The sequence below is a fragment of the Mycobacterium innocens genome (genome assembly GCF_900566055.1).
Classification (GTDB): domain Bacteria; phylum Actinomycetota; class Actinomycetes; order Mycobacteriales; family Mycobacteriaceae; genus Mycobacterium; species Mycobacterium innocens.
Window position 1 is genome coordinate 1 of sequence record NZ_UPHQ01000122.1, and the last position, 24,517, is coordinate 24,517.

Below are 24,517 nucleotides of genomic sequence, written 5' to 3' on the forward strand. Positions count from 1 at the left end.
GCTTCCGGTGCACGTCAAACCCGCCTACCATCGTCATCAGTGGGACCTCCTCAAGCTCCCGAAAAAACTCTGACGCAAACTCAACGAGCGTCTGAGCTGAGGGGGTCCCCATCACATGTCATCTTTCAGCAAAGAGAAGCACATCATGGCGATCAGGTGTCAGGTCGGTGGACGTCCATGTCATCGACCTGACACCTGGCGCACCATCGGGCCCAGAAGGTGGCCTGCGCGGCCGAGCCGCGGGCTGTCGTGCGCGATGGACTCCTGCCAGTCGCTGCCGGGTGCCGGGACATTCAGTTGCTGACGGACTAGCAATCGATTTCTTGCCAGCAGGATCAAATCTAGGAGGTCACGGGACGGCGTTTACCCCAAAAACGCCTCGCAATAATCCAATTATTTGCGGTCTTTGATTTCCGCGCCGATACGATTGGGCAGAAATCGTAATATAGTGATCCGGGTGGCACGTCAATTCTCTTCGGCAATGGCGGCAAATCGTATTAACCGACACACGTACAATATCGCCGGATTTCCTGTGTTCACGGTTTTGCCTGTGTCGCGCGCGGGGTGATCTAACCGCCTAATTCGTTGTTCTCCGGGCGAATAACTGGGGGCGCTTACTAGGTGAGCTGGACGGCTGAAGTGATAGCTAAGCTGAGAGTTTTCCAGCGATCAACGATGCGGTGCCGGTTACTTTTAACGTCGTGATTACACGCTGGGAACGTAATGCAAATAATTATTGTGCAGTGTGACGGTGATGGCCGGATAGGGGGCAGCCACAACCGCGCGGGTGGCGCACCTTGACCAGCAGAAGATTCACCTCTGGGAGAGCCCAGATCGGTGTCAATCGCGTGGAATCAAACGTGGAGCGGTCGACGGGGATGAATAATGAGTTCGGTAAGAGCTGACCTAACTCGCGTACGGAACTACACGGCCGTTATTACTATGGCGGGCAGCGAAGAACCGGAGGCAGCAAATGATAGATTTTGGGGCGCTTCCGCCGGAGATCAACTCGGGGCGGATGTACGTCGGGGCGGGTCCTGGTCCGATGTTGGCCGCGGCCGCGGCCTGGGAGGAGTTGGCTGCCGAGTTGCAGTCCATGGTCGCCTCGTATCGGTCGATTATCGAGAGTCTAACCGCAGGACCGTGGACGGGCCCGTCGTCGATCGCGATGGCAGCCGCGGTCGGGCCGTACCTGGCGTGGATCAGCTCGACGGGGGCTCAAGCAGAGCAAGCGGCCGCCCAGGCCGCGGTGGCCACCGCGGCCTATGAGACGGCGTTTGCGGCGACGGTGCCGCCGCCGGTGATCGCGGCCAACCGAGCGCTGCTGATGAGCTTGATCGCCACCAACATTTTCGGGCAGAACACTCCGGCGATCGCGGCCACCGAGGCCGAATACCTGGAAATGTGGGCCCAAGACGCCGCGGCGATGTATGCCTATGCCAGCTCCTCCGCCACGGCCACCCAGCTGACGCCGTTTACCGAGCCGCCGCAGACCACAAACCCGTCGGCAGCGGCGGCCCAATCCGCCGCTGTGGCACCGGCAACCGGCACCGCTGCGGCCTCGGACATCACGACACAGCTGTCCCAGTTGATCGCCTCGGTGCCAAATGCGCTGCAAAGCCTGGCCTCGACCACGTCGTTGCCGACGGCGGCGCCGTCGTTGCCGGGATCCTTGTTTCCAGCGTTGCCGCCATGGCTGGTAACCGATATCGATAACTGGAACATCATCATGGCGACCCAGAACGGGCCCTATGCGCTGCAGGGCCTCGCTGCCATACCGGGCGGCCCGTTCCTGTCCTTCGGACAGGTCTACGCCTACGCCCAGAATGGCCAAGGTTTGCAGGCCTTTTTCGCCCCCGCCAAGCCCATCACCGGGGCCCTGGCGCCGATCGCTGATTCGCTGGGCGCAAACCTGACCTCCAGCAGCACAGGTAGTGGTGGTGGACCGGTCACGGGGGCGATGGGGCGGGCGGCCCTGGTGGGCAGCATGTCGGTGCCACAGGGTTGGACGCAAGCCGCCCCCGCGATGCGACTGGTCTCCTCGCTGCTGCCGACCAACTTGGCCGCCGCCCCGGCCGCGGCGTTTTCCGGCGAGGCCGGCGTATTCGGCCAGATGGCCCTGTCGAGCCTGGCCGGGCGCGCCCTGGCTGCTACCACGTTCGGCTCTGCAGGCAGTGGTACGGCAAGTTCAGTGGGCGGCGTTGTCGCCGGGGCAGACCCCGCCGCCGCCACCATCATCGTGATCCCGGCGCTCGACGAATGACGGCGGTGACGGTGATGACCGGCATTACGACGGGCCATAGCCCAAGCTCGGGCCACTCAAAGCACCCGGCCAGGTAAGGGGTAGAGACGTGTTCTACACAGCACTTCCACCGGAGATCAATTCGGGCCGCATGTACACCGGCCCCGGATCGGGCCCGATGCGGGCCGCCGCGGCGGCCTGGGACGCGCTGGCCGCCGAATTACAATCCACCGCTGCCGCGTGCTCGTCGGTCATCGACAGCCTGACCAGCGGGCCGTGGGTAGGTCCGTCGGCACTGGCCATGGCGGCCGCGGCCGCACCGTATGTGACCTGGCTGCAAGGCACCGCCGCCCAGGCCGCGCACGCGGCCGCCCAGGCCGCCGTGGCGGCCAGCGCCTACGAAACGGCGTTCGCCGCACATGTGCCGCCGGTGGAGATCGCGGCCAACCGCAGTCAACTGGCGTCGCTGGTGGCGACCAACATCTTCGGCCAAAACACCCCGGCGATCGCTGCCACCGAGGCGCAATACGGCCAGATGTGGGTCCAAGACGCCGTCGCGATGGACACCTACGCCGGCTCCTCGGCGGCTGCCGGCCAGCTGACGCCGTTCACCGCGCCGCCCCAAGTCGCCAACGCGGCCGGACTGGCCGGCCAAGCCGCCGCGGCGGGCCAAGCCGCCGGAACCTCGGCCGGCACCGCCGCGCAGTCGGTGCTGGCCTCGGCCAATCCGATTTCGTGGTTGCTGCAACTTGGTGCCGACCTCAGCACCGCCTACACAAAGGCGATGAACGACCTGGTGAACGGCATCTTCGGACCAACCGCAGCGGCGGATTATGTCCGCCTGTTTCTCGCCATCAGGGGTCCGCTGGGTTTTACCCTGGGATTCAACTGCATCGGTTTGCTGGTGAACTTTCCCGTATCGCAGTTCCTCAAGTTCGGCCCGCATTCCGTTGCCGGTGGACTCGGCGAGTTCTCGAAAGAGGGGCTGGGCGCCGGGCTTGGGCTGGCGCCACACTGGGGCCGTGGCTGGCTGACCGGCGCGACATCGGGCGATGTGACGGCTCATTGGGGTCGCGGCACGCTCGTCGGGTCCTTGAGCGTTCCCCCCAGCTGGGCGACCGCCACGCCCGCCATCAGGACCGTGGCCGCCGCATTATCGGCCGCCGGGCCGGAGGCCGTGCCGGCTGCTGCCCTCGGCGAGGGAGGGCTACTCAGCTCGACGGCGCTAGCGGGCATGCTCGGAAGCGCCCTCGGTGCCGGTGCTCCCAGCGCCGTCAGCGGCACCGGCGTCCGCGGCCGTATCGCTCCGTTCAAAGACCTCAAGGACGCCACCTCGCCGGACAAACTCAAGCGTCTGGTCGCACAGATATCGGAGAAGCCCGAAAGCGTTCAGCATCACAGCGTCGACCCCGAAGGCCTTGACAGCCTGCTCGAGCAACTGGCGAAGAAACCGGGCATCCACGCCGTGCACCTGTCCAAAGGCGACAAACCCAAAGTGGTGCCCTCGGATTCACAGTTGGGCTGACACATGGCTGGAGCTATGCGTTTGATCAACCGTGATGCCAACCGCTCAACGGCATTGGCGATTCTGAAGCGAGCCGCAGTTGCGGTGTTGGCCGCAGTTGCGGCCCGGAGGCTCGACAGCCGTGGCGGCAGGGCCGCGAAGGGGCAGAATTAAAAACGTAACCGGACAGGGCAGTTCGGAAGTCGAATTCAGAACCGGGTAACCGCAAGATTGCCGGGGACGGAGGAATGGAAATCATGAAGAAGCTGCTAGCGCTACTAACCCTGGCGGCCATGGTCGGCCTCACGGCGCCTGCCCATGCCGATCCGCAGGAGCCCAGTGGCGCCGACGACGCGGGCTTCCTGGCAGCACTGCAACAAGTCGGCATCACCTATGCCAGTCCGGCGGCAGCCATCGGATCCGCTCAGGCGGTATGCGGGTACCTGGATAACGGCGAAGCGGGACTGGCAGTGGTCCACGAAGTGGAGGTCCACAATCCCGGGTTCAATATGGAAGCCGCATCGCAGTTCGCGGTGATTTCGGCGAAATACTACTGCCCGCACCATCTGAGCCACGTCTGATACGGGGTTGGGCGAGGAGCCGGCGCGGCCGGCCGCCACGGGCCATGCCACCCTGGCCAACTCGACGTGACCTGGCCCTTACGCGGCCTTGCCCGGGCTCAAATCGCTTGAGGTCCAGCATGTTTCGCGTATTGGTCAGCGCCGCAATGCAACCGGTTCGCCGACTCGCCACCCGTCGTTAACCGCCATATGCTTAGCTGCCGTCGCCCTCGCACCGGGACAGAAGGGAACGCAGCGCCGTGCAGAACCTCAGCATCGCCGAATTCACGCTCCGGCTCGCCGTCGGCGTCGGCTGCGGGGCCCTGATCGGCCTCGAGCGGCAGTGGCGGGCGCGCATGGCCGGGCTGCGTACCAATGCTCTGGTGGCCACCGGAGCGACCCTTTTCGTGTTGTATGCGGCCGCCACCGAGGACAGCAGTCCGACCCGGGTCGCGTCGTATGTGGTGTCGGGCATCGGGTTTCTGGGTGGTGGGGTGATTCTGCGGGAGGGGTTCAACGTACGCGGCCTCAACACCGCTGCCACCCTGTGGTGCTCGGCTGCAGTCGGTGTGCTCGCCGCCTCCGGACACCTGGTGTTCGCGTTGATCGCCACCGCTACCGTCGTCACCATCCATCTCTTCGGCCGCCCGCTGGGGCGGCTGATCGACCACGACAACGCCGTCGAAGAAGACGAAGGCCTACGGCCCTACCAGCTGCAGGTGCTCTGCCGCCCCAAGTCCGCGAAATATGTGCGCGCTCAGATCGTGCAACACACGGCTCGAAACGACATCACGCTGCGCGGCATCCACACCGGCACAGCCACCGACGACAACATCGCGTTGACCGCTCACCTGCTGATGGACGGCCACACACCGGCCAAGCTGGAGCGGTTGGTGGCCGAACTGTCCTTGCAACCGGGCATATACGCAGTGCACTGGTATGCCGGTGAACAAACCAATCCGATATTGCCGATGTCGCCGTCGGACTGACTTGACGTCCACGCGGGGATCGCTCAAGGCCGGGCCTGCAGTTCTGGCGCGGCGGCGGCCAGCAGGTCGGCGCGGTTTCGGTTCAGCGGCGGGTAGATGCGCCGGGTGTTGATCGCCTGTTTGGTCGCCTTGGCCTCGCCGCCACGCGACACCACTTCACGATCCCACCCTTCGGTGTACACCGCGCCCGCTGGTCCCAAGTCGAGAACCGTTACATACCAAGGGATTCGAAATGCCAACAGCGGCTCGCCGAACAGGTCGCTGATCACGTTGTAGCCGGCGTGGCGGCCCATCGGCCGTCCGTGCTGACACGACATCACCGACACGTGCTCGTCATCGACCTCGGCAACGGCTACGTCACCGGCAGCAAAGACGGCCGGTACGCCCACCACCCGTAGGTAGTCGTCGACCTCGACGCGACCCAGTCGATCGCGGGTCGCCGGTAGTTGCCCGGTAAGCGAATTGGCCCGCATGCCGGCGCACCACACGACGGTGGCCGCTGCCAGGTGCTCACCCGACGAGAGCGATACGCCGGACGCACTGATCTTCGCCACGCTGACTGCGGTCCTGGTCTCGACGCCATTGTCTGCCAGGGCTTGCTCGATCACCGGCCGCGCTGAGCCGCCCATATCGGAGCCGACGAACGGGTTATGGTCAACCAGCACCACCCGGGGGGCCACCGAACTTCCGACGAATAACGCCCTCAGCCGGCTCGGCATCTCACAGGCTGTCTCGATACCGGTCAGTCCCGCGCCGACTACCACCACGGTCGCCGCCGCGGCCGTTGCAGGGCCATCGGCGAGCTTTTCGAGGTGGTGCTGCAGCCGGATTGCGCCGTCGTAGGTATCGACATCGAATCCGAACTCGCGCAGACCCGGTACGTCGGGCTTGACCAGTCGACTGCCCGCCGCGAGCACCAATCGGTCGTAGCGGTATGTGTGGCCACTCGACGTGGTGACCTTGCGTGCGCCGGCGTCGATTCCGGTCACGTTCGCGGTGACATGCGCAACCCCGGCCGGATCGAGCACGTCGGCCAGTGGGATGCGGCAGCCACTCAGGTCGGCTTCGTAGTTGCGCACCCTGATGTCGTGGAACGGTTTGTCGCTCAACACCGTGATGTCCACCGTCCCCGGCGCGACGACGAGCTGATCGAGTCGTCGGGCAGCGCCTAATGCCGCCCACAGCCCGGCGAACCCGGAGCCGATCACCAATACGCGGGTCAACCGGTCAGCGCCTGAGGCATCCGGGCTGACGTCGCGTTGGCTTAGCGGCCGGTCGAGAGCAGCCACCCGGGTAACCTCCGTCGATCAGGATCGAGCGCTTGACCGTTTCGGCCGTTCTCGCTTCGGGTATTCGGCCAGTTGATGCGCGCACAGCCCACAGCGCGAATCCCATCACACCGGAGGTCCTGCCGCATGGCCGAAATGCTTGTCGAGACGCCACAAGAAGTGGTCAAGTTTCTCAAAGCTCAGCACGATCTGATCAACGACATGTTCGACGACGTGCTGCACGCGTCGGACCACAAAGCGCGCGAGACCGCCTTTCACGACTTGCGCCAGCTCTTGGCCGTGCACGAGACCGCTGAGGAGATGATCATTCATCCGCGTGTCCGTCGCGAGGTGGCTGCCGGCGACGAGATCGCGGATGCGCGACTACGAGAAGAGCACGATGCCAAGAAGCTGCTGTCGAGCATTGAAAAGCTGGACATCGCCTCGCAGGAGTTCATCGACGAGCTCACCAAGCTGCGGCAGGCGGTGGTCGAACATGCCGAACGTGAGGAGAACGAAGAGTTCACCACATTGCAGCGGGAACTCGACGCCGACGAGCGACAGCGCATGACAAAGGCGGTGCAAGTAGCCGAGGCCCTCGCACCGACGAGGCCACACCCCGGCGTGGAGTCGGCGAAACTGAATTTTGCCGTTGGACCATTCGCGTCGCTGCTCGACCGCGCCCGTGATGCGATCTCGAAGGCGATCGGCTAGCTCGAGCCGAATCCATTCCCGCCCGCGAGCCCAGCGGACCCTTGGGCCGTCGACCGGATTATCAGTAGTCTGTCTAACGTGAGTGCTTTGACGGGCTTCTGGTCCGTGCTGCCCGCGGAGTTGCGGGACCCGGCGTTGTTCGCCATTCCTTTCTATCTCGTTCTTTTGGCGCTCGAATGGACAGCCGCCCGCAAACTGGAACGAATCGAGGCGGTCGCCACCGAAAGGCCCAGGCCGGCCACCGGCGCCTACCTCACCCGTGATTCCTTGGCAAGCATCTCGATGGGTCTGGTTTCGATCGCCACCACCGCAGCGTGGAAGGGTCTGGCGTTGCTGGGCTACGCGGCAATCTATGCCTATGTTGCCCCGTGGCACCTTTCGGCGGGCCAGTGGTACACCTGGGTGATTACCATCGTCGGTGTTGACTTGCTCTATTACACTTATCACCGGATCGCCCACCGAGTCCGGTTGATCTGGGCTACCCACCAAGCTCACCACTCCAGCGAATACTTCAACTTTGCCACCGCGCTTCGCCAGAAGTGGAACAACAGCGGCGAGATCCTCATGTGGGTGCCGTTGCCGCTCTTAGGTGTACCGCCCTGGATGGTGTTCTTCGCCTTCTCGGTGAGCTTGATCTACCAGTTCTGGGTACACACCGAACGGATCAACAAGCTGCCGCGGTGGTTCGAGTTCATTTTCAACACGCCGTCGCATCACCGGGTGCACCATGGGATGGACCAGATCTACCTGGACAAGAACTACGGCGGCATCCTGATCATCTGGGATCGGCTGTTCGGTAGTTTCCAGGCCGAGGTTTTCCGCCCCCATTACGGCCTGACCAAGCAGGTAAACACGTTCAACATCTGGAAACTGCAGACCTACGAATACCTGGCGATTGCGCGCGACTGCCGATCAGCGACGCGGCTGCGTGATCGGCTCGGCTACGTCTTCGGCCCTCCGGGCTGGCAGCCGCGGATGGCCGCCACCGCAGCCGACGGCGCCGTGGCTGTCGCCTCGTCGCGGTAGCGGCGGCTCGCCCGGCAAGGTAACGCTGGCGACGGCGATAACGAAAAATAGTCCGTCGGGTACGCCGTAATTTCAGATTCCGGTCGGCTTGCCGGCCCTGAAAGGATGGAGTCCATGGTGCGCCGCCTGGCACTGCGCGCATTCGCGGTATCGGCTACTGTCGCGGCGCTGGCGTGCGACCTGGCTCCGACCGCCTATGCGGAGCCGCCGCTGGTGTTCCCGGGCATGGAAATCCACCAGGACATCCACATCTGCACTCTGGCGTATGTGGACGCCAAACTGCGCATGGCTTTCAGCGCAGGTCACTGCCGGGGCGAGGGAGCAGTCAGCGACCGCGACAACAACGTCATCGGGCACCTGAGGGCATTCCGTGACAACACCCCAAGCGGTTCCACTGTGGCCACCGACCAGTCGATCGACGACTACGAGGCGATTGCACTGGTCGACGGCGTCAGGGTGAGCGACGTCCTGCCGGGCGGACGGCAGTTGACGTCGCGGCCCGGCGTGGTCGCCCAACCGGGCCAAGCGGTTTGCCATTTCGGTATCAGCACCGGGGAAACCTGCGGAACCGTCGACAGTGTCAACAACGGGTGGTTCACCATGACCGGCGGCGTCGCCAGCCAGAAGGGCGATTCTGGTGGACCGGTGTATTTGATTGGCAACGGGCCCGGACAGCTGATCGGAATCTTCAACAGCGTGTGGGGGCAATATCCCGCCGCCGTCTCCTGGCAAGCGGCCTCTGATCAGCTCCGTCAGGATCTCGGCGTCCCCGCCGCCAGCTAGCAATCGGCCTTGCCCAGGGCGAACGCCGGGATCGTCGGTGCCGCGGCGCGCAACTCGTCATCGCCGGATTGTGGGGTCAAGCCTCCGACATACCCTTTGACCTGCCAATACCACTTGGCCAGATAGCGGCTCAGGACTTTCGGTTTGGCATCGTCGGCCAGCTCGCTGACCATCGCGTTCTTGCTACGCCGACGCGGACCAATGGCGACGGCACCTGCCGCTCTGACATTGCGCGCCCATTGCGTGTCACCGCGGGGTGACACCACGTAGTCCACGCCGTCGACAGTCAGCAGGTTGACCACCGCGGGTCGTAGTTTGCCCGTCTTGCGGCCCCGGACGCGCAGCACCCGGGTGCCGGCGATGCTGATCCCGAGTTCCGCCAGCCAACGGACAGCGGTGTTCGCGGAACGGGCGGTCCGGGTGGGCGATTGGTAGCGGGCGGTCATGGCGCTCCTTTCGAGCCTCTCGAGCCTTGTGAAGCTTCCGAGAGCACTGCTCTCTAAACTGGTTACGCTGCCATAACCCTGAAACAAAAGCAAGAGCGGCGATCTCGGTTATGTCAGAATTGCGGCGTGGGCAAACGCCAGGAGGCCAGGGAGCAGATCGAGGCCAAGATCGTCGAGCTCGGCCGCCGCCACCTGGTGGATCACGGGGCAGCCGGGCTATCGCTACGTGCGATTGCCCGCGACCTGGGCATGGTTTCCTCAGCGGTATATCGGTACGTATCCAGCCGCGACGAGCTCCTGACGTTGCTGCTTGTCGACGCATACTCCGATCTGGCCGACACCGTGGACCACGCTCGCGCCGAGGCCGGCCTCGACTCATGGAGCGACGACGTCATCGCCATCGCCCATGCCGTCCGCCGCTGGGCCGTCGAGCACCCGGCGCAATGGGCGCTGCTGTACGGCAGCCCCGTCCCCGGGTATCACGCGCCACCAGAACGTACCGTCGGCGTCGGTACCCGCGTGGTCCGAGCGTTCTTCGACGCAATTGCGGCGGCGATTGCCACCGGCGACATCATTTTGACGAATAACGTTGCCTCCCAGCCGATGTCATCGGATTTCGAGCGGCTTCGCCGAGAGTTCGACTTTCCCGGCGATGACCGTGTGGTCGTCAAGTGCTTCTTGCTGTGGGCTGGTGTGGTGGGTGCGATCAGCCTGGAGGTGTTCGGACAGTACGGCGCCGACACGCTGACCGAGCCGCGTCAGGTCTTCGACAGTCAGATACGGCTACTGGTCGACGTCTTGGCTCAGCATTGAGATGCGGTCATCGCCAAGAATTAGAACGTGTTCATCCGTCTCATTCGGGCCAGCTGCCGGCGATGACGGCAAAGTTCCTGCGGGCCCTTTCTGGTGCCACCAGGCTGAGCTATCCTGCGAGGCGATGAACTTTCCCGTTCCGTCGCCGACGCAGATCGCATGGGTGACCAAGGACCTGGATGCCACGGAAACCGCGCTCACCGGCCTATTGGGTGTCCGGAGGTGGGTACGGATACCCGATGTGCACTTTGCTCCCGATACTTGCAGCTACTACGGTGAACCCGCCGACTTCGTCGCGAGCATCTCACTGAGCTACCTGGGCGACATGCAGTTAGAGCTCATCTCCCCGGTCCGCGGGGAGAATATCTATAGTGATTATCTGCGTGACTCTGGTCCCGGGCTGCACCACATCTGCATGGAAGCCGAGAGCCCGCAGCGGCTGGAGGCTGCACTGGTCGAGGCGGCCGAAAACGGCGCCGCTGTGGTCCAGCGGGGCGTGATGCCCGGCGGGATTCAGTTTGCCTATGTGGCGGCACCGCAGGCCGGGGTGCCGTTTGTGGAGATCGCGTATTTCTCGCCGGAGATCAGGGCGTTCTACGACTACATCAAACGGGAGCAACGGTGAGCACCGACCTACCAGCGACGGTCAGTGCGGACTCGGTGGCGTCATGGTCGGACGACGTCGATGTGGTGGTGATCGGCTTCGGCATCGCCGGCGGCTGTGCGGCGGTGACGGCGGCTGCGGCGGGCGCTCGGGTGCTGGTGCTCGAGCGGGCCGCCGCGGCGGGCGGCACCACGTCGCTTGCCGGCGGGCATTTCTACCTGGGCGGCGGGACCGCGGTCCAGCAGGCGACCGGTCATCCTGATTCGCCGGACGAGATGTATAAGTACCTGGTTGCGGTGTCGCGGCAGCCCGATCACGCCAAGATCCGGGCTTACTGCGAGGACAGTGTGGAGCATTTCAACTGGCTGGAAGACCTGGGCTTTCAGTTCGAGCGCAGCTACTTTCCGGGCAAGGCGGTGATCCAGCCCAACACCGAGGGGCTGATGTTCACCGGCAACGAGAAGGTCTGGCCCTTCTTCGAGAAGGCGGTGCCGGCACCGCGTGGCCATAAGGTGCCCGTGCCCGGCGACACTGGCGGCGCCAGCATGGTGATCGATCTACTACTCAAGCGAGCGGCGAGTTTGGGCGTGCAAATCCGCTACGAGACCGGGGCCACCGAGCTCATCGTGGACGGCTTGGGGGCAGTGACCGGAGTGATGTGGAAGCGATTCTCCGAAACGGGGGCGATCAAAGCCAAATCGGTGATCATCGCCGCCGGGGGATTCGTGATGAACCCGGACATGGTGGCCAAGTACACCCCGAAACTGGCCGAGAAACCGTTCGTGCTGGGCAACACCTATGACGACGGCCTGGGCATCCGGATGGGCGTTTCGGCCGGCGGCGCCACCGAGCACATGGATCAGATTTTCATCACGGCTCCGCCGTACCCGCCGTCCATCCTGCTCACCGGAGTGATCGTCAACAAGCTCGGGCGGCGGTTCGTCGCCGAGGATTCTTACCACTCGCGGACTGCGGGTTTCATCATGGACCAGCCGGACAGCGCGGCGTATCTGATCGTCGACGAGGCGCACCTGGAACGTCCCACGATGCCGCTGGTCCCATTGATCGACGGCTGGGAAACGGTCGCAGAGATGGAAGCTGCGCTGGGCATTCCGCGAGGCAACCTGACGGCGACCCTGGACCGCTACAACACCTATGCCGCGCGCGGCGAAGATCCCGACTTTCACAAGCAGCCGGAATTCCTTGCGCCACAAGACAAAGGGCCGTGGGGAGCGTTCGACATGTCACTGGGTAAGGCGATGTATGCCGGCTTCACCCTCGGTGGGCTGGCCACGTCGGTGGACGGTGAGGTGCTACGCGAAGACGGCACCGTCGTGCCGGCCTTGTATGCGGCCGGAGCGTGTGCATCCAACATCGCCCAGGATGGCAAGGGCTATGCCAGTGGTACACAGCTGGGCGAGGGCTCGTTCTTCGGCCGCCGCGCCGGAGCGCACGCGGCCCGGCGGGCCGGGGGCGCGACACCGAGATTGCGGCTATGGTCGTGACTCCGGTCGAATCCACAGCCCCCACGGCAATCTCGGCGCGGGATTCAGCGATTGAGCCTAGACCCGCACCGGCTCCTTCGTCACCGGGCTCAGCCGCCATGGCCCGCCGCCCAGTAATTCAAGCTGTTGGTCGTGCAGCCGCTCAAGCGCGGGGCGGTGGCTGACGCTGACGATGATGCAATCCGGCAGCTCGCGCCGAAGCAGCTCGTAGAGCGCGAATTCCAGACCCGCGTCGAGCGCCGACGTGCTCTCGTCGAGGAATACGGCTTTGGGTTTGGTGAGCAGGATGCGGGCGAAGGCAACGCGCTGCTGCTCGCCGGGGGACAGCACCTTGGCCCAGTCGCGTTCCTCTTCGAGCCGGTCGCATAGCGGCGCGAGGGCCACCTTGGTGAGCGTGTCGCGCACGATGTCGTCGGGGATGACGAATGGGGGATTCGGGTAGCACACCACGTCCCGCAGAGTGCCCAGCGGCACATACGGCAACTGGGACAAGAACATCGTTTCGTTGTCGCCGTCCGGACGGCGCAGGGTCCCCGAGGCGTATGGCCACAGTTCGGCCAGGCTGCGCAGCAACGAGGTCTTGCCGGACCCTGAACGGCCGGTGATCACCAGCGAATCCCCGCGGTCCAGCCGCACATCGAGCGGATCGATCAGCCGGTCTCCGGCGGGCGTGCGCACTTCGATCTCGTTGAGCTCAACGGACTCGTCGTCACTTGGCCTGGTCAGCACCGCGGGCAGCGCGCGGCCCTTCTCGTTGGCGTCAACCAGGCCGTACAACCGGATGATCGCCGCGCGGAACGAGGCGAACGCGTCGTAGTTGTTGCGGAAGAACGACAACGAGTCGTGAATATTGCCGAACGCGGTGGCCGTCTGACTCACGTCGCCGAATTCAATTTGCCCGGCAAACAATCGAGGTGCCTGGATCACCCACGGCAACGGAACAATCGTCTGACTCACCGACAGGTTCCATCCGTTGAAAGCGATGCTGCGGCGAACGTATCGGCGGTAGTTGTCGATCACCGGCCGGAACCGCTGCTGCAGTTGCGCGCCCTCGACCCGCTCACCGCGGTAGAAGCCCACGGCTTCGGCGGCGTCTCGCAGTCGCACCAGCGCGTACCGGAAAGCGGCATTGAGCTTTTCGTTACGGAAACTGAGCCAGATCAGTGGACGCCCGATGACGAAGGAAATGACCGTGGCAACGAGCACATAACCAAGAACGGTCCAAAACATTGCCCGGGGGAAAGAGACACCCCAGAGATTCAGGGTTCCGGAGAGGTTCCACAGGATCGCGGTGAAGGAAATTACCGAGATAATCGATTGCACAGCCCCGAAAAGCAGCGTGCTACCCGTCCCGTTGGACGGCGCGTTGGGCGTGCCACCCACTCCGGCGGTGAAGATATCGATGTCCTGCTGGATACGCTGGTCCGGGTTGTCGATCGTCTCGTCGATAAACAGATCCCGGTAGTAGGCCCTGCCGTCGAGCCAATCCCTGGTGAGGTGGTCCGTCAGCCACACCCTCCAGGCGATGATGAAGCGCTGCGTCAGATAGATGTCGGCCATCACCCGGACCACGTGTATCACGGCCATGACGCTGAAAACCCCGATCGACATCCAAAACCCTTGCACGCCTGAGCGTTTCACCGCCTCATCGCCGGCGGCGGCACCTTGGAATGCTTTCTGCAAGGCGGTGTACATGTCGTTGCCCTGGTAGCTGAACAGCACATTCAGGCGCACGGCCAGGACCACCGATAGCAACAGCACACCCAGCATCAGCCACACCCCAATGCTCCTGGGTCCGACGAAGTACTCACGGGTGATCCGCCAGTACTGTCGCCCCCAGGGAGTCAGAAACCTGAGCAGAACCAGCACGACCAGGACACAGACGGCGCTGATCGCCCAGGCTTTGCCGATCCAGTACAGCGAATCCACAAATGCCCCCGACCAGTCGATCGAGGGAGTAAACGGCTTCGGGCCCAAGGTCGATGCTCCTCACGGTCGAGGTGTTCAGGCGGCTGCTGAACAGAAATCCTTCGGCGAAGGTACCGGAAGGATGCAGATAGGCTTTCGAAATATGACGGATATGAGCGCCGGCGCCGCCCCAGCCCAGACGATGCATGCGGGACGGCTGATAGCGCGACGGCTCAAAGCCAGCGGTATCGACACGGTTTTCACACTGTCGGGCGGACACCTGTTTTCGGTCTACGACGGCTGCCGCGAGGAAGGCATCCGGCTGATCGACACCCGTCATGAGCAGAGTGCCGCCTTCGCTGCCGAGGGCTGGTCCAAGGTGACGAGGGTGCCCGGGGTGGCCGCACTCACCGCGGGTCCGGGCGTCACCAACGGGATGAGCGCGATGGCTGCCGCCCAACAGAACCAGTCGCCGCTCGTGGTGCTCGGCGGTCGGGCGCCGGCATTGCGGTGGGGGATGGGCTCTTTGCAGGAGATCGACCACGTACCTTTTGTCGCGCCGCTGGCACGCTTTGCCGCCACCGCGCAGTCAGCAGACGATACGGGCCGGCTGGTCGACGACGCACTGCAGGCCGCGGTTGGAGCCCCGTCGGGGGTGGCTTTCGTGGATTTTCCGATGGACCACGTGTTCTCCATGTCCGACGATGACGGTCGTCCCGGCGCACTGACGGGCTTACCCACGGCCGCACGCCCCGACGGTGACGCCCTGGACCGGGCCGCCAGCCTGCTCTCGGCGGCCCGACGTCCGGTCATCATGGCGGGCACCAACGTCTGGTGGGGACACGCGGAGGCTGCGCTACTGCGTCTTGCCGAGGTACGCCGGATTCCGGTGCTGATGAACGGGATGGCCCGTGGCGCTGTGCCTGCTGACCACCCGCTGGCTTTTTCCCGGGCACGGTCGAAAGCGTTGGGGCAGGCCGACGTTGCCCTGATCGTCGGTGTGCCCATGGATTTCCGTCTGGGATTCGGCGGAGTTTTCGGGTCGCAGACCCAGCTCGTCGTCGCCGACCGCGCCGAACCGGAGCGCGGTCATCCGCGCGCCGTGGCGGCCGGCCTCTACGGGGATCTGAGCGCGATCCTGTTGGCGCTGACCGGACCCGGCGCCGACCACCGGGACTGGATCGATGAGCTTCGGACCACCGAGACGGCGGCGCGCGACGCGGAAAAAGTCGAGCTTGCCGAGGAACGGATCCCGCTGCATCCGATGCGGGTCTACGCCGAGTTGGCTCCACTATTGGACCGCGACGCCATCGTGGTGATCGACGCCGGTGACTTCGGGTCCTACGCCGGGCGGGTGATCGACAGCTATCAGCCGGGTTGCTGGCTGGACAGCGGTCCCTTCGGCTGTCTGGGTTCTGGGCCTGGTTACGCCTTGGCCGCAAAATTGGCCCGACCGCAGCGTCAAGTGGTGTTGCTGCAAGGTGACGGCGCGTTCGGGTTCAGCGGCATGGAGTGGGACACCCTGGTTCGGCACAATGTGCCGGTGGTGTCGATAGTCGGCAATAACGGCATCTGGGGTTTGGAGAAGCACCCGATGGAGGCGTTGTACGGCTACTCGGTGGTGGCCGAGCTACGCCCGGGAACCCGCTACGACGAGGTGGCGCGTGCCCTGGGTGCGCACGGTGAACTGGTGTCGACGCCTGCCGAGCTGCGCCCGGCGCTGCAGCGGGCCTTCGCCAGTGGTCTGCCGTCGGTCGTCAACGTGCTGACCGACCCTACTGTCGCGTACCCGCGGCGGTCGAACTTGGCCTGATGCGCAAAGATACGGTCTGCCGAGGCGGCGCGCGTCGCCGGTAACCAGGTCCGCCCGCGCCAGCGGCGGGGTCACGTACCGTTGACGTGTGCCCAAGACCACACGCGCTGAACCAGGCCGCCTGAGCAGCCGATTTTGGCGACTTCTCGGCGCCAGTACGGAAAAGAATCGAAACCGGTCCCTGACCCAGGTGACCGCTTCGGCAGAGTACGACAAAGAAGCCGCCGACCTCACCGACGAAAAGCTGCGCCGCGCGGCCGGGCTGCTCAACCTCGACGATCTCGCGGACTCCGCCGACATCCCCCAGTTTCTGGCCATCGCCCGGGAAGCAGCCGAGCGGGCGACCGATCTACGCCCGTTCGACGTGCAATTGCTGGGTGCACTGCGCATGCTCGCCGGTGACGTGATCGAAATGGCGACCGGTGAGGGCAAGACGCTTGCCGGCGCGATCGCGGCCGCCGGCTATGCACTGGCCGGCCGGCATGTCCACGTCGTGACCATCAACGACTACTTGGCCCGCCGCGACGCGGAGTGGATGGGCCCGCTGTTGGAGGCGTTGGGCCTGACGGTCGGATGGATCACCGCCGAGTCGACCAGCGAGGACCGCAAGGCGGCATACGGCTGTGATGTCACCTATGCCTCGGTCAACGAGATCGGTTTCGATGTGCTGCGCGATCAGCTGGTCACCGACGTGGAAGACCTGGTATCGCCCAATCCGGACGTGGCTCTCATCGACGAGGCCGACTCCGTCCTCGTCGACGAGGCGCTGGTGCCGTTGGTTCTGGCCGGCACCACCCACCGGGAGACGCCGCGGCTGGAAATCATCCGCCTGATTGCCGAGTTGGTCCCCGGCACCGACTATGAGACCGACTCCGACAGCCGCAACGTGCACTTGACCGACACCGGCGCTCGCAAAGTCGAGAAGGCGCTCGGTGGCATCGACTTGTACTCCGAGGAACATGTGGGCACCACGCTGACCGAGGTCAACGTCGCCCTGCACGCGCATGTGCTGTTGCAGCGCGATGTGCACTACATCGTCCGGGACGGCGCGGTACATCTGATCAATTCCTCGCGCGGGCGCATCGCACAACTGCAGCGCTGGCCGGACGGGCTGCAGGCCGCCGTCGAAGCCAAGGAGGGCATCGAGACCACCGAAACCGGCGAGGTGCTCGACACCATCACGGTCCAGGCGCTGATCAACCGCTACGCCACGGTGTGCGGTATGACCGGTACCGCGCTGGCCGCCGGTGAACAACTGCGCCAGTTCTACAAGCTCGGTGTGTCGCCGATACCACCCAACACCCCGAACATCCGAGAAGACGAGGCCGACCGGGTTTACATCACCGCGGCGGCTAAGAACGACGCGATCGTCGCGCATATCGCCGAAGTACACGACACCGGGCAGCCGGTGCTGGTCGGCACGCATGACGTTGCCGAGTCCGAGGATTTGCATGAAAGGCTGCTGCGACGCGGCGTTCCCGCGGTAGTGCTCAACGCGAAAAACGACGCGGAGGAGGCGCAGGTGATTGCCGAGGCCGGCAAATTCGATGCGGTCACCGTGTCGACGCAGATGGCCGGACGCGGCACCGACATTCGGCTGGGCGGCTCCGACGAAGCCGACCACGACCGGGTCGCCGAACTGGGTGGCCTGCATGTTGTCGGCACCGGCCGCCATCACACCCAGCGGTTGGACAACCAGTTGCGCGGGCGGGCCGGACGCCAGGGCGACCCAGGGTCGTCGGTGTTCTTCTCGAGCTGGGAAGACGACGTCGTCGCGGCCAACCTCGACACCAACAAATTGCCGATGGACACCGACGAGGACGGCCGAATCGTCAGTCCGAAGACCGGTAGTTTGCTCGACCATGCCCAGCGCGTCGCTGAGGGTCGGCTGCTGGATGTGCATGCGAACACCTGGCGCTACAACCAGTTGATCGCCCAACAACGCGCCATCATCGTCGAACGACGAAACACCTTGCTGCGCACCGCGACCGCGCGTGAGGAACTGGCCGAACTGGCGCCCGAGAGGTACCAGGAGCTGGCTCAGGCGATGTCCAAGGACGGGTCCGAAGAGCGCCTCGAGAAGATCTGCCGGCTGATCATGCTGTACCACCTGGACCGCGGCTGGGCCGATCACCTGGCTTATCTGGCCGACATCCGGGAGAGCATCCACCTGCGAGCGCTGGGTCGGCAGAACCCGCTCGACGAGTTCCACCGGTTGGCGGTGGATGCGTTCGCGTCGCTGGCCGCAGATGCGATCGAGGCCGCACAGCAGACATTTGAAACGGCCAATGTTCTCGAACAAGAGCCCGGGCTGGATCTGTCCAAGCTGGCGCGGCCGACGTCGACGTGGACCTACATGGTCAACGACAACCCACTGTCCGATGACACGTTGTCCACGCTCAGCCTGCCCGGCGTGTTCCGCTGAGCCTGTCGGGCGTGAGCCGCCCGAATGTAACGCCAGTGCAAAAAACGGTGCGCCGGAAATCGCCACAGCGTTACGCTCGCGGTATGCCGCCGGTCCGCCGTGCGGACCGGATCGTCGCCGGGCCCGGCCTAACCGCCCGGCTCCTCACCGGTCCGCCGTGCGGACCGGATCGTCGCCGGGCTAAGGTCACGGCTCATGGAGCCGGTACCCACCCACAATCGGGTGCTGACGGTACCTAACGTGCTGAGCGCCATCCGCCTGGCGCTGATTCCGGTGTTCGTCTACGTCATGCTGATTGCGCACATCCATGGCTGGGCGGTGGCGATCTTGGTGTTCAGCGGCGCGTCCGATTGGGCAGACGGCAAAATCGCCCGGCTGCTCAACCAGTCGTCGCGGCTGGGCGTGCTGCTGGACCCGGCCGTCGACCGGCTTTACATGGTGACCGTGCCCATCGTGTTGGCGCTGAGCGGGACTGTGCCGTGGTGGTTTGTGCTCACCCTGCTGGCGCGTGACGCCGCGCTGGCTGCGACGCTGCCGCTGCTGTGGAGCCGCGGCCTGTCGGCCCTGCCGGTCACCTACATCGGCAAGGCGGCGACTTTCGCCCTGATGGCCGGCTTTCCGATACTGCTGTTGGGGCAGTGGGACGCGTTATGGAGCCGCATCCTCGGCGCCTGCGGGTGGGCGTTTCTGATCTGGGGTATGTATGCGTACCTGTGGGCGTTTGTGCTGTACGTGGTGCAGATGACGATGGTGGTTCGGCGGATGCCCAAGCTCAAGTACCGGGCGTATCAACCAATTGCGCGAAAAGCGGGCGGCCATGGCCGAGGTTGACCGAGTGCTCGGCGGTTATGACCCGAACGCCGGCTACAGCGCACATGCGGCGACGCGGCCCAAGCACAACCCGGTACCGTCGCTGCTTCGCGCGCTACTGTCCGAACATCTCGACCCCGGCTACGCTGCGGCAGCCGCCAAACGGGACGCCTCCGCCGCGCCCAAAGACCGCCGTGCCCGCGCTTTCGGCTGGATGTGGCAGGCATTGGCCGCGACTCTGGTCGCAGCGGTATTCGCGGCCGCGGTGGCGCAGGCCCGCTCCGTGGCACCCGGGGTGCGCGCAGCCCAGCAGCTGCTTGTCGCAAATGTGCGGTCAACCCAGGCCGCTGCTGCCAGGTTGGCCCAGCAGCGCAGCGTGCTCTCGGCGAAGGTCGACGACGTGCAACGGCTAGCGCTGGCCGACGACGCTGAGGGGCAGCGACTGCTCACCCGTCTGGATGCCCTCAGCCTGGCAGCGGCCAGCACGCCGATTATCGGTCCGGGGTTGACGGTGACCGTGACCGATCCGGGAGTGGGGCCGAATCTCTCCGATGCCTCCGAACAGCGGGTGAGCGGCAGCCAGCAAATCATCCTGGACCGCGACCTGCAGCTGGTGGTCAACTCCTTGTGGGCCAGTGGCGCGGAGGCAATCTCGGTCGACGGCGCCCGGATCGGGCCGAATGTGACCATTCGCCAGGCCGGGGGAGCGATCCTCGTCGACAACAATCCCACCAGCAGCCCCTACACCATCCTCGCGGTTGGACCACCGCATGCAATGCAAGATGTCTTCGACCGCAGTCCCGGTCTGCACCGCCTTCGGCTGCTGGAGGTCTCCTATGGCGTCGGGGTCAGCGTCAACGCCTCCGACGGTCTGGCGCTGCCGGCCGGCGCTATCCGGGACGTCAAGTTCGCCAAACAGATTGGGTCCTAGTGAGAAGAACTTTGGTGAAAGTGGTTGCCCCGGGAGCGACGTGGACGGGACTGCGGCGGGCATGATCGGTATCGCGGCCCTTGCCCTTGGCATCGTGCTGGGATTGGTTTTCCACCCCAGCGTGCCCGAGGTGATCCAGCCGTACCTGCCGATCGCAGTGGTCGCCGCGCTCGACGCGGTGTTCGGCGGGTTGCGCGCCTACCTCGAGCGGATCTTCGATCCGAAGGTCTTCGTGGTGTCGTTCGTGTTCAACGTCCTGGTGGCCGCATTGATCGTCTATGTGGGTGATCAATTGGGCGTTGGCACGCAATTGTCCACGGCGATCATCGTGGTACTGGGAATTCGCATCTTCGGCAATACCGCCGCGCTGCGGCGGCGGCTGTTCGGAGCCTGACGGAGATGAGGTCAGCGTGAGCCAGGGCCCTCCGGACAGCGCCGGCGACGAAAGCCGCTGCGCACCAACCCGGCACGGCCACTCCAAAGCCGAGCGCAACGCCCACGAAGCGGCGCGGCGCGGCCGTCACGAACTACCCGCCGACCGTCCTCGCCCCGAGATCGGGCCGGTGCGCCGGACGGGACTGTCCGCGATGTTGCGGGGTAGCCGTTCCCGAATGCTGTTCGGGGCGTTGGCAATCTTGCTGTGCCTGGTGCTCGGGGTCGCCATCGTCACACAGGTCCGCCAGACCGAATCCGGAGATTCGCTGGACACGGCTCGCCCCGCGGATCTGTTGGTGCTGCTCGATTCGTTACGGCAGCGTGAGGCCACGCTCAACACCGAGGTGGCCGACCTGCAGAACACCCTCAACGCATTGCAGGCCTCCGGCAACAACGACCAGGCGGCCATCGAAAGCGCGCAGACCAGACTGGCGGCGCTGTCGATTCTCGTGGGCGCGGTGGGCGCCACCGGACCCGGCGTCACGGTGCGCATCGAGGATCCCGGTCCCGGAGTGGCCCCGGACGCAATGCTCGACGTGGTTAACGAGTTGCGAGCTGCCGGAGCGGAGGCGATTCAGATCAGCGACGCACACGAGTCGGTGCGGGTCGGAGTCGACACCTGGGTGGTCGGTTCCCCGGGCGCGCTGACCATCGACACCAAAGCGCTGTCTCCGCCCTATTCAGTTCTGGCGATTGGCGATCCACCGACGCTGGCCGCGGCGATGAACATTCCCGGTGGTGCGGTGGACAGTATCAAACGCGTCGGCGGACGGATGTCGGTGCAACAGGCCGACCGGGTGGATGTGACCGCCTTGCGACAACCGAAACCGCACCAATACGCTCAGCCCGTCAAATAAGCCCCGACCAGAACAGGATTACCGTGAGCGATATCCCACCCGATCTGCACTACACCGCCGAACACGAGTGGGTTCGCCGCATCGCGGACGACACCGTGCGGGTCGGGATCACCGACTTCGCGCAGTCCGCGCTGGGCGACGTCGTCTTCGTTCAGTTGCCGGCCGTGGGCGATGAGGTGACCGCGGGGGAATCCTTCGGCGAGGTGGAATCGACGAAATCGGTGTCGGACCTGTACGCGCCGGTATCCGGCAAGGTCGCTGCGGTCAACAGCGATCTGGAAGGCACACCACAGTTGGTGAACTCAGACCCGTATGGCGACGGCTGGCTGCTGGATCTTCAGGTCGAAAGCCCCGCCGCCGTGGAAGCAGCCTTGGCGGCCCTGCTCGACGTCGGGGCCTACCGCGGCACCATAACCGAATGACGGTTGCTAAGGTCCCTGCCGGCGGGTGCGCCCACAATGCGGACCGTGCTATGGGCTTCCGAGAAGGCTTCCGAGAAGGCCTCAGCGAAGGCCTCCGAGAAGGCCTAGGAGAAGGCGCGGTGTGGGGCTTACGATCCTGCAGTGGTGAGCACGTCGCCGCCCCGAGGCCGACACATGCGGGGTACGGTCGAGATATCAGCGTCAGACGCCGTTGGCAGGCACGTGAAGCAGTACGAGATGCAGTACGAGAAGCAGTAAAGGTAATACGGGCGGTAAATCCAAGGGAGGCACCGGCCGATCGGCCCGGTCGAACAACGCCACAGCGGCCAGTGAGGAGCAGCGGGTGACGGACATGGACGCAGAACGAGAGCAGGACCAGACATCTGACGAAGTCACCGTGGAGACCACCTCAGTCTTCCGCGCCGACTTCCTCAGCGAACTGGACGCTCCCGCACAGGCGGGAACCGAGAGCGCAGTATCCGGGGTGGAAGGCCTTCCGGCGGGCTCGGCGTTGCTGGTCGTCAAACGGGGACCCAATGCAGGGTCGCGCTTTCTGCTCGATCAGCCCATCACATCCGCCGGCCGGCATCCCGACAGCGACATCTTTCTCGACGATGTCACGGTGAGTCGTCGCCACGCCGAATTCCGGTTGGACGGCAACGAGTTCAGCGTCGTCGACGTCGGAAGCCTGAACGGCACGTACGTCAACCGTGAGCCGGTGGACTCGGCCGTGCTGGCAAACGGCGACGAGGTTCAGATCGGCAAATTCCGCTTGGTTTTCTTGACCGGACCCAAGCAAGGTGACGACGACGGTGGCGCCGGAAGCCGGTGAGCGCACCGGATAGCCCCGCCCTGGCCGGGATGTCGATCGGCGCAGTCTTGGAGCTGCTGCGACCGGATTTTCCCGATGTCACGATCTCCAAGATTCGGTTTCTGGAGGCCGAGGGGCTGGTGACGCCGCAGCGCGCCGCATCGGGTTACCGGAGGTTCACCGCGTACGACTGTGCGCGGCTGCGGTTCATCCTCACCGCCCAGCGGGATCATTACCTGCCGCTCAAGGTGATCAGGGCGCAATTGGACGCTCAGCCCGACGGTGAGCTGCCACCGTTCGGATCCCCTTATGGCGTACCGCGATTGGTCCCGGTAAGCGACGACGGCACCGCCGGCACGGGGTCCGACGCGGCGGCGGTGTCGCCGACCCGCATTCGACTCAGCCGGGAAGACCTCCTGCACCGCTCCGGAGTCGACGACGACCTGCTGACTGCCCTCTTGAAAGCCGGAGTGATAAAAACCGGCCCGGGCGGCTTCTTCGACGAGCACGCGGTCGTCATCCTGCAATGTGCGCGCGCACTCGCCGATTACGGTGTGGAGCCGAGGCACCTGCGCGCATTTCGCTCCGCGGCCGATCGTCAGTCCGACCTGATCGCCCAGATCGCCGGCCCGTTGGTCAAGGCGGACAAGGCCGGAGCCCGTGACCGCGCCGACGACTTAGCCCGAGAGGTCGCCGCGCTTTCGATTACTTTGCACACCTCGTTGATCAAGTCCGCGGTACGCGACGTTCTGCATCGCTGAGGATTAGACTTTCCTCGACAGCGTGTATTCGACGACGCGGCAAGGAGCGTACTCACCGCGTCGCCGCGCTGAACGGAAACGGCGGCATGGCGGAGGGCAGACACAGATGGGTGAAGTTCGCGTTGTCGGCATTCGCGTCGAGCAACCGCAAAACCAGCCGGTGCTGTTACTGCGCGAGGCCGACGGTGACCGCTATCTGCCGATCTGGATCGGCCAGTCGGAGGCGGCCGCCATTGCGCTCGAGCAGCAAGGCGTCGAGCCTCCCCGACCGCTGACGCATGACCTGATCCGGGATGTCATTGCCGCACTTGGGCATTCGCTCAAGGAGGTGCGTATCGTCGACCTGCACGAAGGCACGTTTTACGCGGATCTGATCTTTGACCGCGATATCAAGGTGTCGGCTCGTCCCTCCGACTCGGTGGCGATCGCGCTGCGCGTCGGAGTACCGATCTATGTCGAGGAGGCCGTGCTGGCCCAGGCCGGGTTGCTGATCCCCGACGAGAGCGACGAAGAAGCCAGCAGTGCGGTCCGCGAGGACGAGGTTGAGAAGTTCAAAGAATTCCTCGACAGCGTGTCACCCGACGATTTCAAGGCCACCTAGCTTGTCGACAACGTGCGCACCCGTGGGCGTGGCCGGCCACTCACCGGCGGGCAGGCGACACCCACACCTGTGGCGGAGATCGTCGGGCAATGCGACCTGACCCGGCGGCATGCACAGCAGCGACCACCTCGCGGTTGAGTCGGCTACATCACGGATGCGTCTCATCTCACGCGATGCGGGCTCGACACGCCTTGCGGATGGCGCCCTGCGGGTCAGACAACAGCGATACTTTGATGACGACTTGATGATCAACTGGCGCACCAAAACAGTCCAACAGCGTATGCTCACA

23 protein-coding genes are annotated in these 24,517 nt (G+C 64.8%); 20 read left to right on the forward strand and 3 right to left on the reverse strand.

All coding sequences use genetic code 11. The features are described 5' to 3' along the window. Positions 1–973: 973 nt before the first annotated feature. The 4 genes from EET03_RS13360 to EET03_RS13375 all read left to right on the forward strand — a co-directional run bounded on the left by EET03_RS13360 (position 974) and on the right by EET03_RS13375 (position 5,295). The gene (locus EET03_RS13360; protein WP_075542975.1) at positions 974–2,263 is read left to right on the forward strand and encodes a PPE family protein; all 1,290 of its coding nucleotides are present in this window, start codon (positions 974–976) and stop codon (positions 2,261–2,263) included. An 88-nt stretch (positions 2,264–2,351) separates the two neighbouring features. Then, a complete protein-coding gene (locus EET03_RS13365) occupies positions 2,352–3,767 on the forward strand; it encodes a PPE family protein (protein WP_099193531.1) in 1,416 nt (471 codons plus the stop codon). A gap of 236 nt (positions 3,768–4,003) precedes the next feature. Next, positions 4,004–4,327 carry a DUF732 domain-containing protein gene (locus EET03_RS13370; protein ID WP_063469708.1) on the forward strand — a complete coding sequence of 108 codons (324 nt, stop codon included), beginning with the start codon at positions 4,004–4,006 and terminating at the stop codon, positions 4,325–4,327. Between the two features lie 239 nt (positions 4,328–4,566). Continuing rightward, positions 4,567–5,295 carry an MgtC/SapB family protein gene (locus EET03_RS13375; protein ID WP_075542977.1) on the forward strand — a complete coding sequence of 243 codons (729 nt, stop codon included), beginning with the start codon at positions 4,567–4,569 and terminating at the stop codon, positions 5,293–5,295. Between the two features lie 23 nt (positions 5,296–5,318). On the opposite strand, the gene EET03_RS13380 is transcribed toward EET03_RS13375, so the two are convergent. Next, the gene (locus EET03_RS13380) at positions 5,319–6,518 is read right to left on the reverse strand and encodes an NAD(P)/FAD-dependent oxidoreductase (protein ID WP_075543006.1); all 1,200 of its coding nucleotides are present in this window, start codon (positions 6,516–6,518) and stop codon (positions 5,319–5,321) included. A 192-nt stretch (positions 6,519–6,710) separates the two neighbouring features. Here EET03_RS13380 and EET03_RS13385 point away from each other — a divergent pair, with 192 nt between their 5' ends. The 3 genes from EET03_RS13385 (at position 6,711) to EET03_RS13395 (ending at position 9,086) form a co-directional block, all read left to right on the forward strand. Beyond that, entirely contained in the window at positions 6,711–7,277 is a 567-nt protein-coding gene (locus tag EET03_RS13385; RefSeq protein WP_075542978.1) for a hemerythrin domain-containing protein, read from the forward strand. A gap of 78 nt (positions 7,278–7,355) precedes the next feature. Continuing rightward, positions 7,356–8,303, forward strand: coding sequence for a sterol desaturase family protein (locus EET03_RS13390; RefSeq protein WP_075542979.1), 948 nt, complete (start codon positions 7,356–7,358; stop codon positions 8,301–8,303). Between the two features lie 114 nt (positions 8,304–8,417). Beyond that, positions 8,418–9,086 (forward strand): Rv1815 family serine proteinase, encoded by a 669-nt coding sequence (locus tag EET03_RS13395; protein WP_075543007.1) that lies wholly within the window; start codon positions 8,418–8,420, stop codon positions 9,084–9,086. Here EET03_RS13395 and EET03_RS13400 read toward each other — a convergent pair. After that, complete coding sequence (locus tag EET03_RS13400; RefSeq protein ID WP_075542980.1) at positions 9,083–9,532, reverse strand: nitroreductase/quinone reductase family protein; 450 nt, start codon at positions 9,530–9,532, stop codon at positions 9,083–9,085. The genes EET03_RS13395 and EET03_RS13400 overlap by 4 nt on opposite strands. Positions 9,533–9,658: 126 nt before the next feature. Here EET03_RS13400 and EET03_RS13405 point away from each other — a divergent pair, with 126 nt between their 5' ends. The 3 genes from EET03_RS13405 (at position 9,659) to EET03_RS13415 (ending at position 12,454) form a co-directional block, all read left to right on the forward strand. Beyond that, on the forward strand, positions 9,659–10,345 hold the full coding sequence (locus tag EET03_RS13405; protein ID WP_075542981.1) for a TetR/AcrR family transcriptional regulator: 687 nt from the start codon (positions 9,659–9,661) through the stop codon (positions 10,343–10,345). A 124-nt stretch (positions 10,346–10,469) separates the two neighbouring features. Continuing rightward, complete coding sequence (locus tag EET03_RS13410) at positions 10,470–10,970, forward strand: VOC family protein (protein WP_075542982.1); 501 nt, start codon at positions 10,470–10,472, stop codon at positions 10,968–10,970. Then, entirely contained in the window at positions 10,967–12,454 is a 1,488-nt protein-coding gene (locus EET03_RS13415; RefSeq protein WP_075542983.1) for an FAD-binding protein, read from the forward strand. Before EET03_RS13410 ends, EET03_RS13415 begins: the two co-directional genes overlap by 4 nt. Before the next feature lie 57 nt (positions 12,455–12,511). On the opposite strand, the gene bacA is transcribed toward EET03_RS13415, so the two are convergent. Continuing rightward, a complete protein-coding gene (bacA, locus tag EET03_RS13420) occupies positions 12,512–14,431 on the reverse strand; it encodes a vitamin B12 ABC transporter pemease/ATP-binding protein BacA (protein ID WP_099193533.1) in 1,920 nt (639 codons plus the stop codon). Between the two features lie 103 nt (positions 14,432–14,534). On the opposite strand from bacA, the gene EET03_RS13425 reads away from it, so the two are divergent. From EET03_RS13425 to EET03_RS13470, 10 genes are all read left to right on the forward strand, one after another. Then, on the forward strand, positions 14,535–16,175 hold the full coding sequence (locus EET03_RS13425; protein ID WP_075542985.1) for an acetolactate synthase: 1,641 nt from the start codon (positions 14,535–14,537) through the stop codon (positions 16,173–16,175). Positions 16,176–16,263: 88 nt separating this feature from the next. Next, positions 16,264–18,600, forward strand: coding sequence for an accessory Sec system translocase SecA2 (secA2, locus tag EET03_RS13430; protein WP_075542986.1), 2,337 nt, complete (start codon positions 16,264–16,266; stop codon positions 18,598–18,600). 195 nt (positions 18,601–18,795) lie between these two features. After that, positions 18,796–19,431 carry a CDP-alcohol phosphatidyltransferase family protein gene (locus EET03_RS13435; protein WP_075542987.1) on the forward strand — a complete coding sequence of 212 codons (636 nt, stop codon included), beginning with the start codon at positions 18,796–18,798 and terminating at the stop codon, positions 19,429–19,431. Continuing rightward, the gene (locus EET03_RS13440) at positions 19,418–20,341 is read left to right on the forward strand and encodes a DUF881 domain-containing protein (RefSeq protein WP_075542988.1); all 924 of its coding nucleotides are present in this window, start codon (positions 19,418–19,420) and stop codon (positions 20,339–20,341) included. Before EET03_RS13435 ends, EET03_RS13440 begins: the two co-directional genes overlap by 14 nt. 61 nt (positions 20,342–20,402) lie before the next feature. Then, entirely contained in the window at positions 20,403–20,735 is a 333-nt protein-coding gene (locus EET03_RS13445; RefSeq protein WP_023364046.1) for a small basic family protein, read from the forward strand. A gap of 16 nt (positions 20,736–20,751) precedes the next feature. Beyond that, on the forward strand, positions 20,752–21,633 hold the full coding sequence (locus tag EET03_RS13450; protein ID WP_075542989.1) for a DUF881 domain-containing protein: 882 nt from the start codon (positions 20,752–20,754) through the stop codon (positions 21,631–21,633). Between the two features lie 23 nt (positions 21,634–21,656). Further along, positions 21,657–22,055 carry a glycine cleavage system protein GcvH gene (gcvH, locus tag EET03_RS13455; RefSeq protein ID WP_063469886.1) on the forward strand — a complete coding sequence of 133 codons (399 nt, stop codon included), beginning with the start codon at positions 21,657–21,659 and terminating at the stop codon, positions 22,053–22,055. A 352-nt stretch (positions 22,056–22,407) separates the two neighbouring features. Continuing rightward, entirely contained in the window at positions 22,408–22,887 is a 480-nt protein-coding gene (gene garA / locus EET03_RS13460) for a glycogen accumulation regulator GarA (RefSeq protein WP_425271526.1), read from the forward strand. Further along, positions 22,884–23,627 (forward strand): transcriptional regulator FtsR, encoded by a 744-nt coding sequence (gene ftsR / locus EET03_RS13465; RefSeq protein WP_099193534.1) that lies wholly within the window; start codon positions 22,884–22,886, stop codon positions 23,625–23,627. The genes garA and ftsR overlap by 4 nt, the downstream gene beginning before the upstream one ends. Positions 23,628–23,733: 106 nt before the next feature. Continuing rightward, complete coding sequence (locus EET03_RS13470) at positions 23,734–24,228, forward strand: bifunctional nuclease family protein (protein ID WP_036403074.1); 495 nt, start codon at positions 23,734–23,736, stop codon at positions 24,226–24,228. Positions 24,229–24,517: the final 289 nt, after the last annotated feature.